The organism is Paraburkholderia translucens, from assembly GCF_020881035.1.
Classification (GTDB): Bacteria; Pseudomonadota; Gammaproteobacteria; order Burkholderiales; family Burkholderiaceae; genus Paraburkholderia; species Paraburkholderia translucens.
On the sequence record NZ_JAJITC010000020.1, the window covers coordinates 1 to 13784 of the forward strand.

The 13784-nt window shown below is 64.7% G+C and carries 13 protein-coding genes; 8 read left to right on the top strand and 5 right to left on the bottom strand.

Features of this window, described 5'->3' with window-relative positions; all coding sequences use genetic code 11:
- The first annotated feature begins 127 nt into the window (after nucleotides 1–127).
- The 6 genes from LJ655_RS26915 to LJ655_RS26940 all read left to right on the top strand — a co-directional run bounded on the left by LJ655_RS26915 (nucleotide 128) and on the right by LJ655_RS26940 (nucleotide 5703).
- A complete protein-coding gene (locus LJ655_RS26915) occupies nucleotides 128–1609 on the top strand; it encodes an NCS1 family nucleobase:cation symporter-1 (RefSeq protein ID WP_230564207.1) in 1482 nt (493 codons plus the stop codon).
- A gap of 59 nt (nucleotides 1610–1668) precedes the next feature.
- A complete protein-coding gene (locus LJ655_RS26920; protein ID WP_230564208.1) occupies nucleotides 1669–2451 on the top strand; it encodes an aspartate/glutamate racemase family protein in 783 nt (260 codons plus the stop codon).
- Between the two features lie 197 nt (nucleotides 2452–2648).
- Entirely contained in the window at nucleotides 2649–3599 is a 951-nt protein-coding gene (gene puuE, locus LJ655_RS26925) for an allantoinase PuuE (RefSeq protein ID WP_230564209.1), read from the top strand.
- Nucleotides 3596–4117: a 2-oxo-4-hydroxy-4-carboxy-5-ureidoimidazoline decarboxylase gene (gene uraD / locus LJ655_RS26930; RefSeq protein WP_230564210.1), complete on the top strand. Its 522-nt coding sequence runs from the start codon at nucleotides 3596–3598 to the stop codon at nucleotides 4115–4117. Before puuE ends, uraD begins: the two co-directional genes overlap by 4 nt.
- A gap of 66 nt (nucleotides 4118–4183) precedes the next feature.
- On the top strand, nucleotides 4184–5194 hold the full coding sequence (gene alc / locus LJ655_RS26935) for an allantoicase (protein WP_230564211.1): 1011 nt from the start codon (nucleotides 4184–4186) through the stop codon (nucleotides 5192–5194).
- Nucleotides 5191–5703: an ureidoglycolate lyase gene (locus tag LJ655_RS26940; protein WP_230564212.1), complete on the top strand. Its 513-nt coding sequence runs from the start codon at nucleotides 5191–5193 to the stop codon at nucleotides 5701–5703. The genes alc and LJ655_RS26940 overlap by 4 nt, the downstream gene beginning before the upstream one ends.
- 96 nt (nucleotides 5704–5799) lie before the next feature.
- Here the strand turns inward: LJ655_RS26940 and LJ655_RS26945 are convergent, their stop codons facing one another.
- The 4 genes from LJ655_RS26945 to uraH all read right to left on the bottom strand — a co-directional run bounded on the left by LJ655_RS26945 (nucleotide 5800) and on the right by uraH (nucleotide 9270).
- A complete protein-coding gene (locus LJ655_RS26945; protein WP_230564213.1) occupies nucleotides 5800–7149 on the bottom strand; it encodes a type II toxin-antitoxin system HipA family toxin in 1350 nt (449 codons plus the stop codon).
- Entirely contained in the window at nucleotides 7146–7412 is a 267-nt protein-coding gene (locus LJ655_RS26950) for a helix-turn-helix domain-containing protein (RefSeq protein ID WP_230564214.1), read from the bottom strand. Before LJ655_RS26950 ends, LJ655_RS26945 begins: the two co-directional genes overlap by 4 nt.
- 268 nt (nucleotides 7413–7680) lie before the next feature.
- Entirely contained in the window at nucleotides 7681–8874 is a 1194-nt protein-coding gene (locus LJ655_RS26955) for a urate hydroxylase PuuD (protein WP_230564215.1), read from the bottom strand.
- A 42-nt stretch (nucleotides 8875–8916) separates the two neighbouring features.
- Complete coding sequence (gene uraH / locus LJ655_RS26960; protein WP_230564216.1) at nucleotides 8917–9270, bottom strand: hydroxyisourate hydrolase; 354 nt, start codon at nucleotides 9268–9270, stop codon at nucleotides 8917–8919.
- A gap of 354 nt (nucleotides 9271–9624) precedes the next feature.
- On the opposite strand from uraH, the gene LJ655_RS26965 reads away from it, so the two are divergent.
- A complete protein-coding gene (locus LJ655_RS26965) occupies nucleotides 9625–11007 on the top strand; it encodes an 8-oxoguanine deaminase (protein ID WP_230564217.1) in 1383 nt (460 codons plus the stop codon).
- A gap of 30 nt (nucleotides 11008–11037) precedes the next feature.
- On the opposite strand, the gene LJ655_RS26970 is transcribed toward LJ655_RS26965, so the two are convergent.
- The gene (locus LJ655_RS26970; protein WP_230564218.1) at nucleotides 11038–11970 is read right to left on the bottom strand and encodes a LysR substrate-binding domain-containing protein; all 933 of its coding nucleotides are present in this window, start codon (nucleotides 11968–11970) and stop codon (nucleotides 11038–11040) included.
- Between the two features lie 211 nt (nucleotides 11971–12181).
- Here LJ655_RS26970 and LJ655_RS26975 point away from each other — a divergent pair, with 211 nt between their 5' ends.
- Nucleotides 12182–13780 carry an ABC transporter ATP-binding protein gene (locus LJ655_RS26975; protein WP_230564219.1) on the top strand — a complete coding sequence of 533 codons (1599 nt, stop codon included), beginning with the start codon at nucleotides 12182–12184 and terminating at the stop codon, nucleotides 13778–13780.
- The last annotated feature ends 4 nt before the right edge of the window (nucleotides 13781–13784 follow it).

Consider the following 13784-nt stretch of genomic DNA (forward strand, 5'->3'; position numbering starts at 1 on the left):
AGCGGATTTCATAGGGGCCCGCAGCCGCAGCACCGACTGCAACAAGGCCGGATATAGAGCTGCAGCCCATCCTGTCTGTCGGAACACACGAAAACTGTTGCAAACGGGACGCGTTCATATAGGAATCATGGCTCAGTTAAGTGCAGCGCCAGGCAGTCATCCCATCTCCAGCTACCCGGACGGTACGACGCAAGCCGATCCATCGATGCCGGCCGGCTACAGCGAGCGGCTCTACAACGCAGACCTTGCGCCGCTACGCGCGCAGAACTGGACCGCGTACAACATTTTCGCGTTCTGGATGTCGGACGTGCATAGCGTCGGCGGCTATGTGTTCGCGGGGAGTCTCTTCGCGCTCGGCCTGACGAGCTGGCAGGTGCTGGTGTCGCTGCTCGTCGGCATCACGCTGGTGAACGTGCTGTGCAACCTGATCGTGAAGCCGAGCCGGTTGAACGGCGTGCCGTACCCGGTCGCGTGCCGTGCGACCTTCGGCGTGCTGGGCGCGAACGTGCCCGCGGTGATCCGCGGCCTGATCGCGGTCGCCTGGTATGGCATTCAGACGTATCTCGCGTCGAGCGCGCTCGTGATCGTCGTGCTGAAGTTCATGCCGCAATTGATGCCGTATGCGGACGTGCACCGGCATGGCCTGCTCGGTCTGTCGACGCTCGGCTGGGCCGGTTTCATGCTGCTGTGGGTGCTGCAGGCGCTGGTGTTCTGGCACGGCATGGAGACCATCAAGAAGTTCATCGATTTCGCCGGGCCGGCCGTCTACGTCGTGATGTTCATTCTCGCCGGCTACATGGTGTATCGCGCGGGTTGGCGCAACATCGGCATCAATCTCGGTGGCGTCAAATATCACGGCATGGAAGTGGTGCCGGTGATGATTACGGCGATCTCGCTGGTGGTGTCGTACTTCTCCGGACCGATGCTCAATTTCGGTGACTTCTCGCGCTACGGCAAGAGCTTTCGCAGCGTCAAGAGCGGCAATTTCTGGGGCCTGCCGGTCAACTTCCTCGCGTTCTCGCTCGTCACGGTGATCACGACCGCGGCCACGCTGCCGGTGTTCGGCGAACTGATCACGGACCCGGTCGAGACGGTGGGCCGCATCGACTACCCGCTGGCGGTGATTCTCGGCGCGCTGACCTTCACGATCGCGACGATCGGCATCAACATCGTCGCGAACTTCGTGTCGCCGGCCTTCGACTTCTCGAACGTGGCGCCGGGCCTGATCAGCTGGCGCGCGGGCGGCATGCTCGCGGCGGTCGCGTCGGTGTTCATTACGCCGTGGAATCTGTTCAACAATCCGGCCGTGATCCACTACACGCTCGACGTGCTCGGCAGCTTCATCGGACCTTTGTACGGGGTCCTGATCGTCGACTTCTACCTCGTGAAGCGTCAGAGGATCGTACTCGACGATCTGTACACGGTCGCCCCGAGCGGCTCGTACTGGTATCGCAACGGTGTCAACTATCGCGCGGTGGCCGCGCTGTTGCCGGCCGCGCTGATCGCGGTGATCTGCGTGATGGTGCCGGGACTCGACGGCCTGGCGAATTTTTCATGGTTCATCGGTGCGGGACTTGGCGCGTTGTTTTATTGGCTGCTCGCACGCTGAGGCGCGCCGGGTTTTCGCAAGCTTTCGCCGCTGCAAAAACGAGTCGAACAGGAGTCGCCATGCGTATCAAGCTGATCAATCCGAACACGACGCGCCGCATGACCGAGGCGATGGGGCGCTGCGCGCGCGAAGTCGCCGCACCCGGCACCGAAGTGGTCGCCGTCAATCCGACGATGGGCCCGCCGTCGATCGAAGGCTATTACGACGAAGCGCTCGCCACGCCCGGTCTGCTCGCCGAAGTCGCGGCGGGCGAGCGGGAAGGCTGCCACGGCTACGTGATCGCGTGCTTCGGCGACCCTGGTCTCTATGCGGCTCGCGAACTCGCGCGCGGCCCGGTGATCGGCATTGCCGAGGCGGCGATGCATGCGGCGAGCGTGCTTGCCCCGGGCTTCTCGGTCGTGACGACGCTCGCGCGCACCTGCGGGATGGCCTGGCATCTGGCCGAGCGCTACGGCATGAAGCGCTTCTGCCGCAACGTGCGTGCGACCGACGTCGCCGTGCTCGATCTCGACAAGCCAGGCTCGGCGGCGCGCCGCATCATTCTCGACGAATGCCGGCGCGCGCTCGCCGAGGACGGCTCGGACGCGATCGTGCTCGGTTGCGCGGGCATGGCCGAACTGTGCGCGGAGATCGAGGACGCACTCGGCGCGCCGGTGATCGAAGGCGTGACGGCGGCCGTCAAATGGACCGAGGCGCTGGTCGCGCTGCGTCTCGCGACGGCCAAGCGCGGCGACTACGCGCGGCCGCTCGCGAAGCGCTACGACGGCGCGCTCGCGCCGTTCAGCCCCGGCGCGCCGCGGGTAAACGCCGAGTCGTCGGACTCGCACATACACTCGGCGTAACACGCACTATCTGCCCGGCCGTATGGGCGCGCCGGGGTGTTTTCGCTACACTGGCTCAACTCGGTGCGGCGGCTTCGGCCAACGCCGGAGCCGCCGTTCGAACGCTTGCACGAGCCGATCCCGCCGCCGTTGCCGAGCGCTTGTGAGCCCGAGCTGCAAGCGAATTCCTGGTCCCGTCATTACGCATCCGTCAAACCATGCCACTCGACCCGAACTACCCACGCGATCTGATCGGCTACGGCCGCCACCCGGTGCAGGCGAACTGGCCGGGGCGAGCGCGTGTCGCGGTGCAATTCGTTCTCAACTACGAAGAGGGCGGCGAAAACTGCGTGCTGCATGGCGATGCCGCTTCCGAGCAGTTTCTGTCGGAGATCGTCGGCGCGGCGGCGTATCCGGCGCGGCACATGAGCATGGAGTCGATCTACGAATACGGCTCGCGCGCGGGCGTGTGGCGCATCCTGCGCGAATTCGAAAGGCGCGACCTGCCGCTGACGGTGTTCGGCGTCGGCATGGCGATCGAGCGGAATCCCGACGTCGCGCAAGCGTTCGTCGCGCTCGGGCATGAGATCGCGTGCCACGGCTACCGCTGGATTCACTATCAGAACATGTCGCCGGAACAGGAAGCGGAGCACATGCGCCTCGGCATGCAGGCGATCGAGCGCGTGACCGGTGTGCGGCCGCTCGGCTGGTACACCGGCCGCGACAGTCCGAACACGCATCGGCTGGTCGCCGAATACGGCGGCTTCCTCTATGACTCCGACTACTACGGCGACGACCTGCCGTTCTGGATGGACGTCGAAGTATCGGGCGGCAAGACCGTGCCGCAACTGATCGTGCCGTACACGCTCGACACCAACGACATGCGTTTCGCCACCCCGCAGGGCTTCAACGCCGCGGACCACTTCTTCACCTACCTGCGCGATGCTTTCGACGTGCTGTACGAAGAGGGCGACGAAGTGCCGAAGATGATGTCGATCGGCATGCACTGCCGGCTGCTTGGGCGGCCGGGGCGTTTTCGCGCGCTGCAGCGCTTTCTCGATCACATCGAGCGGCACGATAGCGTGTGGGTGTCGCGGCGCGTCGATATCGCGCGGCACTGGCACGCAACTCATCCTTACCGGCAAGACAGCCGCGAGGCTGCCGCATGAAGGCGATGCAATACACCCTCGATCAACTGAACGGCATCTCGGGCGACGCGTTCGTCGCGGCGCTGTCGGGCATCTTCGAGCACTCGCCGTGGGTCGCCGAAGCCGCGGCGCGCGAGCGACCGTTTGCGAGCGTCGACGAACTGCATAGACGGATGTCGCAGATCGTCGAAGCGGCGGGCGAGGACAAGCAGCTCGCGCTGATCAACGCGCACCCGGAGCTGGCCGGCAAGGCGGCGGTGCGCGGTGAGCTGACCGCTGAATCGACGCGCGAGCAAAGCGGCGCGGGTCTTGCGCAATGCACCCAGGAAGAGTTCGACAAGCTGCATGAATTGAACCGCGCGTATCGCGAGAAATTCGGCTTTCCGTTTATTCTCGCGGTGCGCGGCTACGACCGCCACGGCATCATCGCGAACTTCGAATCGCGCGTGAACAATAGCCGTGCCGACGAAATGCGCGCGAACCTCGATCAGATCTATCGCATTGCACGCTTGCGGCTCGACGACCTGATCGGCGTGTGAGGCGCGCAGCGTCAGGCAGCGAGCCGCACCATTTTTCCGCACCAATCGATCTCAAGGACGACCAGGATGGCACTTCCGATTCTCGACCCCAACGCACCGGAATTTACGCGCCGTTACGTGAATCTGGCGGACCCGCGTCTGGGCGCGCAGGCGCTCGAGGCCAGCGACGAATTCTTCGCGCCGAAGGACCGCATGCTGAATCCGGAACCGGCCGTCTTCATTCCGGGCAAGTACGACGACAACGGCAAGTGGATGGACGGCTGGGAAACGCGCCGCAAGCGCACGACCGGCTACGACTGGTGCATCGTCAAGCTCGCGCGGCCGGGCGTGATCAAGGGGCTCGACCTCGACACGAGCCACTTCACCGGCAATTTCCCGCCGGCGGCGTCGGTGGAAGCGGCACGCATCGTCGATGGCGTGCCGAACCAGGCGACGCAATGGACCGAGATCGTGCCGTCGACCACGTTGCAGGGCAATAGCCATCACTACCTCGAAGTCGGCGACACGGGCGCGTACACGCATCTGCGCGTGAACATCTATCCGGACGGCGGCATCGCGCGTCTGCGCGTGTACGGTCAGCCGCAGGTCGACTGGGCCGGCGCGAGCCGCGCCGAGCTGTTCGATCTCGCCGCGATGGAAAACGGCGCGTATCTGGTCGGCGCGAACAACCAGCACTTCGGCGCGGCCTCGACGCTGCTGATGCCGGGCCGCGGCGTGAACATGGGCGATGGCTGGGAAACGCGCCGTCGCCGGGAGCCGGGCAACGACTGGGCGATCATCGCGCTCGCGCAGCCGGGCGTGATCCGCAAGATCGAAGTCGACACCGCGCACTTCAAGGGCAACTATCCGGATCGCTGTTCGATCCAGGCCGCGTATGTGAAGGGGGGGACCGACAGCTCGCTCGTCACGCAGGCGATGTTCTGGCCGGTGCTGCTCGGCGAACAGAAACTGCAGATGGACAAGCAGCATTTCTTCGAAAGCGAGCTCGCGGCGCTCGGGCCCGTTACGCATGTGCGCTTCAACATCTATCCGGACGGCGGCGTGTCGCGTCTGCGGCTGTGGGGTACGCTCGAATGAAAGCGCTCGCGATCGAACCGCTGACGAAGGAAGCATTCGCCGCATTCGGCGACGTGATCGAACTCGAAGGCGCGCAGCAGATTCCGATCAATCTGGGCACGACGATCCGCTACCACGACCTCGCGAAAATCGACGTCACCGACGAGCACGGCCGCACGCTCGTCAATCTGTTTCGTGGCCAGCCGCGCACGCTGCCGTTCGAAGTGAAGATGCTCGAGCGTCATCCGCTCGGCAGCCAGGCGTTCGTGCCGCTGAACGACAAGCCGTACCTGGTCGTCGTCGCGCCCGCGGGCGAGCTCGACGCGACGCGGATCCGTGCATTCGTCACGAGCGGCTGGCAGGGTGTCAACTACGCGAAAGGCGTGTGGCACCATCCGCTGATTGTGTTGGGCGAAGTGAGCGACTTTGTCGTCGTCGATCGTGGCGGCGAGGGGCTCAATCTGGACGAGCGGGATCTGGCCGAGCCGCTCTGGCTCACGGAAGATGCGTTGAGCGCAGTGGCGGTTTGATGGTCATGCAGCTGCCGGGTGGCCGGTAGCGTCGCGAGGTTGACGAGAAAAGCCGGCGATGCCGGTTACGGCGCGGGCTTTTGGCATGGGTACCGCTCAGTTTCTCCTGCCGAGCAGCGGCGAATGCCCGATGACCTGCCTTGAGCGTTCGGGAGGCTCAGGTGCCGAAAATCCCGCTGCTTCGATCGCTGGCTTGAGCCCCTTGAATTGCAGGCTTTTCTTCGGCGAGCGCAGCGCTGTCATACCGTCGTCCCACGCATGCAGCATCTGCTTGGCGACCGTGCGCCACTGCGGTTCGTTGCGTGCCGCCTCGATCAATTCATGGCCCACGCCGACAGCCGAGTCGCACAGCGCTTCGACCATCTGCCCGTATTGCCGCGGCGCGATGCCCATGCGGGTGTTGAAAAATCGTTCCAGCGCTTTACCGGCTGCCCAGGTTTTCCGGCCGTCGATCGGCAAGCCCGGCGGATTGGCGGCGAAGCGCGGATAAGCCTGCGTCGTCACGACATCGTAGACGGGCGTGAACGCCACATCGTCGACCGACGTATAGAACAGGGCGACGTTCTTGGTGTGGCAGTCCGCGTTGCGCACGACGTAGTTGGTGAGCAGTTGCCAGCAGAGTTGCTGGAGTTGCTCCCGTATGGTGTCGCGATCGAGCAGATAGGCCCGGGCCGCGTTGAGCATTTTCTCGCTGGTCGAATTGTATTTCTCGTGCGGCGGCAAACCGAGCAGGCCGCACAGGTCTTCGACGCCGTACGCCGGCACCCCTTGCGCATCGACATCGAAGCGCTCGACGATCAGCGCACGGCCATCGTCCGACATCTGCGTGCGCGCGACGGGCGCCACTCCTAGTCGCTCCAGCACACGCATGGAATAGAACTCGTTGAAGCCGAGAAAAGGCGTATTGTCGTCCGAACCTTTGACGATGTGACGGCTCGTTCGAAGCGTCGGCTTGCCGAGTTGCACCGGTGTCGATGCGTCGGGCGCCTGCTTCTCCGGCGCGATGAACTTGGGCACGACGCCCGAAATAGCCGCTCTAGCGTATTCACGGACGAGTTGCGCGAAATGCTCGGCGGAGTTGTCGCCGTGCAGGATGTCCTGAACGTCGAGCGCCTGGAGCTCCGTGCCCGGCGCGACACCTTCCGGCGTGACGGTGACCCGGCCAATACCCATCGAGCCCACGACGGCGAGCAGCGAGAGATCGGTTCCGTCGAGCAGCGGCCCGAATTGCTCGCGGATCAGATTCAGCAGATAGCCCTCGGGCAGGTTCTGGCGGAAAAACGGATGCAGGTCGCGCGGCCAGCGCCAGGCCTCTTCGCGCACCGGCATCGTCAGACTGACGAAGTCGGCCGCGCTCGCCTCGCGGTTGTATTTGAGGACATAGTCATCGCGCTCACGAAACAACGTCGCGACGTTTTTGCCCAGTACCTGAACGTCGAGCTTCATGGCTGCGCGTCCGGTCTGCGCTGCTCGGCGAGGATGTCCTCGAGCGTGCGCCCATGCCCGTGCGCGACGAACTTGAGGTCGTAACCGGCGGCTTCGAGCAGGCGCACGAGCACGGACACGCTCATGTCATTTTTCGCGAGCGTCTCCATGCGCGCGACGGTCGTGCGGGCAACCCCCGCGCGGCGCGCCAGTTCTTCCTGCGACAGTTTGCTGTCGCGGCGTACGGTTTTGAGCATGTCCGAGACATCGGCGAGGTTGGTCATTTGTAGCCTCAGGGCATCAAATCCAGCAAATATGGGAATATTGTAGCCCAACAGGCGCAAAGAGATTAATTGTTTTTGTGCCTCTGGGGCTACGATGGGCGCGTCATCGACTATTTTTGTAGCTCACGGGATACAAAATCACGCAAACGTTCGATTGGCTCCGCACGCCGCAATCCCCAACACTGACGGGCTTGCCGCTCACGCGACAAGCCCGCTTCACGTTCCAACCTCTACCTCGGCGCCGGCTCCGTCATTCCGGCAGCGTTCCTTACTTCGCCGCACCGCCCTCGAACCACGCGGCAATCTTCATTCGCTCGTCGTCGGTCATATGCGTGACGTTGCCGAGCGGCATCGCCTTCAGCGTGACGGCCTGCTGATAGATGCGCTGCGCGTTCTGCGAGATTTCGTCAGGCGTATCCATCAGCACGCCGGCCGGTGCGCTGCCCATCAACGTCGGATGCGCGGAGTGGCAGGCCACGCAGCGCTGCTGCAGCACCGGCGCGATGTCGGCAACCTTCAGCGCCGGCGCGTTGGCGGCTTGCGCCTGCGGCACCACCGGTCGCGGCATCGTCCACACGAGCGCGGCGCACATCAGCGCGACGCCGGCTAGCGGCAGATACCACAGCACCTGGCCGCGATGGCGCATCACGAAGAACTGACGGATCAGCGCACCGGCCAGCATGATGACGACGAGCACCGCCCAGTTGTACGGATGCGTGTAGGTCATCGCGTAGTGGTTCGACAGCATCGCGAACACGACCGGCAACGTGAAATACGTGTTGTGCACCGAGCGCTGCTTGCCGCGCTTGCCATAGATCGGGTTCGGCGTGTCGCCCTTGAGCATCGCCTCGACCATCTTGCGCTGGCCCGGAATGATCACGAAGAACACGTTGGCCGACATGATCGTCGCGAGCATCGCGCCCATGATCAGATACGCCGCGCGGCCCGCGAAGATATGGCAGGCGAGATACGCCGCGATCAGCACGTAAACGCCGACGCAGAGGCCGAGCAGCCGGTCGCGCGCGCCGAGAATCCGGCACAGCGAGTCGTAGACGATCCAGCCGGCCGCGAGGAAACCGATTGCCGATGCGATGGCGACCACAGGCCCCATGTCGAGCACGTTCCTGTCGATCAGATAGGTGCTCGGCGAGAACAGATACAGCACGGTAAAGAGACCGAAGCCCGACAACCACGTCGTGTACGACGGCCATTTCGACCAGTGCAGGTCTTCGGGCATTTCGGGCGGCGCGACCGTGTACTTCTGCATGTTGTAGAATCCGCCGCCGTGCACGTGCCACAGCTCGCCGAACACGCCGCGGCGGCGCTGGTTCGGATCGGTCGGCGGTTTCAGGCTGTTGTCGAGCGCGACGAAATAGAACGATTCGCCGATCCATGCGATCGCGGCGGTGACGTGGAACCAGCGAATCGCGAGGTTCAGCCAGTCGGTGATGAAGCATTCCATGAAACTCCTCCGCTTCTGATTCGTTGTGCGCGCGATGACGGCCTAGCTGCCCCGATACGTGCTGTAGGAAAACGGCGACACCAGCAGCGGCACGTGATAGTGCGCATTGGCATCGGCGACGCCGAAGCGCAGCACGACGAGGTCGACGAAGCGCGGCTCCGGCACCTTCATGCCGAGCGCGGCGAAGTAGTCGCCCGCGCCGAACACGAGCTCGTATTCGCCCGCGACGAGCGCGTCGCCTTCGAGCAGCGGCTCGTCGCAGCGGCCGTCGTGATTCGTGAATGTGGTTTTGACCGCGCGCCGCGTGCCGCCCGCGAGCGCGAAAAGTTCGACCTTGATGCCCGCGCCGGGACGGCCGTTCGCCGTGTCGAGCACGTGGGTAGTGAGCTTGCCCATTCGCAATTGTCCTTGTGTGAATGCGAGGAGTCGGCGGCGGCCCGATCCATGACGTTTGCGGCGGATCGAGGCTCCACGTCAGTGGCTGCATACCCGTCGGCGAATCGAAGCGAGCGCCGTGGCAGCCATTGTAAAAAGGATGCTCCGTTCAGCGCGCGAGCGATAGGCAAGATAATGGTTCGCGCATGATGGACAGCCGTTCGAAAGCCGCCCCGACTCATCGGCCGATCGTATCGGCGCCAAAAAAGCGCCACTATATTGGCGATGTGAAGTTGGGTATCGCAACCGCGCGTGTTGTCAGCGGGATTTTGGCTACCGAAGGTAAGCGCTGTGCGGGCGGAGAAACTAACGACGATGAAGGAAGCAGTGAAACAACCCGGCAAAACGATGCTCGTGAAGCATGCGGACGTGCTGGTCACGATGGATGGCGAGCGGCGCGAACTGCGCGACGCCGGCCTTTATATCGAGGACAACCGGATCGTCGCGGTCGCCCCGACGGATCAGTTGCCGCCCACGGCCGACGAGGTGCTGGACCTGCGCGGCCACCTCGTGATTCCGGGCCTCGTCAACACGCATCACCATATGTACCAGAGCCTCACGCGTGCGATTCCCGCCGCGCAGAACGCCGAGCTGTTCGGCTGGCTCACGAATCTGTACAAGGTATGGGCGAACCTGACGCCCGACATGATCGAAGTATCGACGCTGACCGCGATGGCCGAACTGCTGCTGTCCGGCTGCACGACTTCGAGCGACCATCTGTATATCTATCCGAACGGCAGCCGTCTCGACCACAGCATCGCGGCCGCGCGCAGGATCGGCATGCGCTTTCACGCGGCGCGCGGCAGTATGAGCGTGGGGCAGAAAGACGGCGGCCTGCCGCCCGATTCGGTGGTCGAGCGTGAAGCGGACATCCTGAAGGACACGCAGCGTCTGATCGAGACGTATCACGACGAGGGTCGCTATGCGATGCTGCGCGTCGTGGTGGCGCCGTGCTCGCCGTTTTCGGTGAGCCGCGACCTGATGCGCGAATCGGCGGTGCTCGCGCGCCAGTACGGCGTGTCGTTGCACACGCATCTGGCGGAGAACGTCAACGACGTCGAGTACAGCCGCGAGAAGTTCGGCATGACGCCGGCCGAGTATGCGCACGATCTCGGCTGGGTCGGCCGCGACGTGTGGCATGCCCACTGCGTGCAACTCGACGACGCGGGCATCGCGCTGTTCGCGCGCACGGGCACCGGCGTCGCGCATTGTCCGTGCTCGAACATGCGGCTCGCGTCGGGCATCGCGCCGGTCAGGCGCATGCGGCTCGCGGGCGTGCCGGTCGGGCTCGGCGTCGACGGTTCGGCGTCCAACGACGGTGCGCAGATGGTTGCCGAGGTCCGTCAGGCTCTGCTGCTGCAGCGCGTCGGTTTCGGGCCTGACGCGATGACCGCGCGCGAGGCGCTCGAAATCGCGACCCTTGGCGGCGCGCGCGTGCTCAATCGCGACGACATCGGTGCGCTCGCGCCCGGCATGGCCGCGGATTTTGTCGCGTTCGATCTGCGTGAGCCGCAGTTTGCGGGTGCGCTGCACGATCCGGTCGCGGCTCTGGTATTCTGCGCACCCTCGCAGGTCAGCTACAGCGTGATCGACGGCAAGGTGGTGGTGAAGAATGGGCAACTTGCGACCCTCGAGCTCGGGCCGGTGATCGAGCGGCATAACCGGCTTGCCCGGCAGCTTTACGAGGCGGCGGCCTGAGCGGATGAGGCATCGGCGCCGCATGGCGCCTCAGGGCTTGTCGATCAACGTCCGGGTCGCCTCGCCGACGAGACCGCGCAGCCAGCGCACTTCGTCGGAGTAATGCACGCGCTCGTGCCACAACTGGTAGTACTGCATCGGCGGAAAATCGAGCGGCGCGGGCACCACGGTCAGCGGCAGGAACTTCGCGTAGTAGTCGGCAAACAGGCGCGTCGTCGTGAAGATCAGATCGGATTTGATCAGCACGTACGGCGCGAGATTGAAGTAGGGCAGCGTGACGACCACGTGGCGCTTGAGCCGCTCGCGCGCGAGGTGAACGTCGATCGCGCCGCGCTGGCCGACCGAGTAAGGTGTCGGCGCGAGATGCGGCGCGTTCAGGTACTGGTCGAGCGTGAGCCCGCCGCGTTTGGCGAACGGATGCGTGCTGCTCATCAGGCAGACGATCTGATCGACGAACAGGTTCGACAGATGCAACTGCTCGGGCGGCTCGGGCCAGTTGCCGACGACGATGTCGAGCTTGCCGTCCTCGAGCGCGAGTTCGTAGTCGAACGCGGGGCCGAGCGAATGGAATTCGAGCGTCGCGTTCGGCGCGGCCTGGCGAAAACGTTCGACGACGGTCGGCACGAACAGTACGTTGAGGTAGTCGGGACAACCGATCCGGTAGCAGCGGATCGACGTGGCCGGATCGAAGTTGTGCTGCTGGAACCTGATGCGCTCGATCTCGCGCAGTGCGTTCTGCACCGGTTCGAGCAGGCGCAGGCCGTACTCGGTCGGCACCATGCCGGACTTGCCGCGCACGAGCAGCGGATCGCCGGTGATATCGCGCAGACGGCGCAGCGCCGCGCTGATTGCGGGTTGGGACTGGTTCAGTTTGACGGCGGCGCGCGTCACGCTGCGCTCCATCAGCAGCGTGTGCAACACGCGTAGCAGGTACGTGTCGATCGCCTCGCGTTGCTGGCTCATGGACTCTCCGGAATATATGTACTGGCTGATCGATCGGACGTAGATGCATATGCGTTCTAATATGGAAGAAAATCCGCGTCAAGGGCTGCATACCCGCGGAGCTTGTAGCGGCGTGGGTTTGCGGGAATTTTGTCAACTCGACTGAGTGGGTCGAATTAGGTATCTTCAACCGGTTGTGGTGACGGATCGTCACGAACGCATACGGAATCTCATGAGCGACACTCCACATAGCGACGGCGCGCAATTCACCGGCGGGGCGGTCCCCCGGCTCGAGCTCACGGGCATCACGAAGCAATATCCGGCCGTGCGCGCCAATGACGAGGTCACCCTCGTCGTGGCACCCGGCGAGATTCACGCGGTGCTCGGCGAGAACGGCGCGGGCAAAAGCACGCTGATGAAGATCATCTACGGCGCGGTGCGGCCCGACGCCGGCGAGATCCGCTGGGAAGGCGAGACGGTCGACATCGCGAATCCGGCGGCCGCGCGCAAGCTCGGCATCGGCATGGTGTTTCAGCACTTCTCGCTGTTCGAGACGCTCACGGTCGGCGAAAACATCGCGCTCGCGCTCGACGAACCGTTCGATCTGAAGACGTTATCCAGGCGCATTCGCGAGGTGTCGGCCGACTACGGTCTCGATATCGATCCGCAGCGGCACGTGCACAGCCTGACGGTGGGCGAGCGGCAGCGCGTCGAAATCGTGCGCTGCCTGCTGCAGAATCCGCGTCTGCTGATCATGGACGAGCCCACCTCGGTGCTGACGCCGCAGGCGGTTCGCAAGCTCTTCACCACGCTGCGCCGACTCGCCGCCGAAGGCTGCAGCATCCTCTACATCAGCCACAAGCTCGACGAAATCCAGGAACTGTGCGACACCGCGACCGTGATGCGCGGCGGCCGCGTGACCGGTCACGTGAAGCCGAAGAACGAGACGCATGCGTCGCTCGCGCAGTTGATGGTCGGCCATTCGCTGCCGGACTACACACGGCGCGAGCACAAGCCGGGCGCGGTGCAGCTCGATGTCAGGCAGCTGTCGGTCGCGAGCGACGATCCATTCGGCACGTCGTTGCGCGACGTATCGTTCAGCGTGCATGCGGGCGAGATCTTCGGCATTGCCGGGGTGTCGGGCAACGGGCAGGCCGAACTGCTCGCGGCACTGTCCGGCGAAAAACGCGCTGAAAGACGCAGCCTTCCGGCCGACGCCATCACGATCTGCGGCAAGCCCGCCGCGCGCCTCGGCGCGGGCGGACGGCGCGCGCTCGGCTTCGGCTTCGTGCCCGAAGAGCGGCTCGGCCGCGGCGCGGTGCCGGCGATGAGCCTGGCCGACAACGCGCTTTTGACCGCGCATCGGCAGGGTATGGTCAGCTCGGGCTGGATCAGGGCGGGCGCGATGCGCGCGTTCGCGAAGCGCTGCATCGATGCGTTCGACGTGCGCTGCGGCGGCCCGGACGCGCTCGCGCAAAGTCTGTCGGGCGGCAATTTGCAGAAATACATCATGGGCCGCGAAATCCTGCAGGCGCCGAAGGTGCTCGTGGTCGCGCAGCCGACGTGGGGCGTCGATGTCGGCGCGTCCGCGTTCATCCGTCAGCAACTGCTCGATCTGTCGGCGCGCGGCGTCGCGATTCTGGTGATCTCGGAGGAGCTGGAAGAGCTTTTCGATATCTGCGATCGCATCGCGGTGCTCGCGGGCGGGCGGCTCTCGCCGGTGCGCGCGACCGCTGCGACCAATGCCGAGGAAATCGGCCGCTGGATGGCGGGGCTGTTCGGCGACCGCAAGGGCGCGGCGCCCGCGGCGGACCAGCCGGCGCATGCGTGAAGCG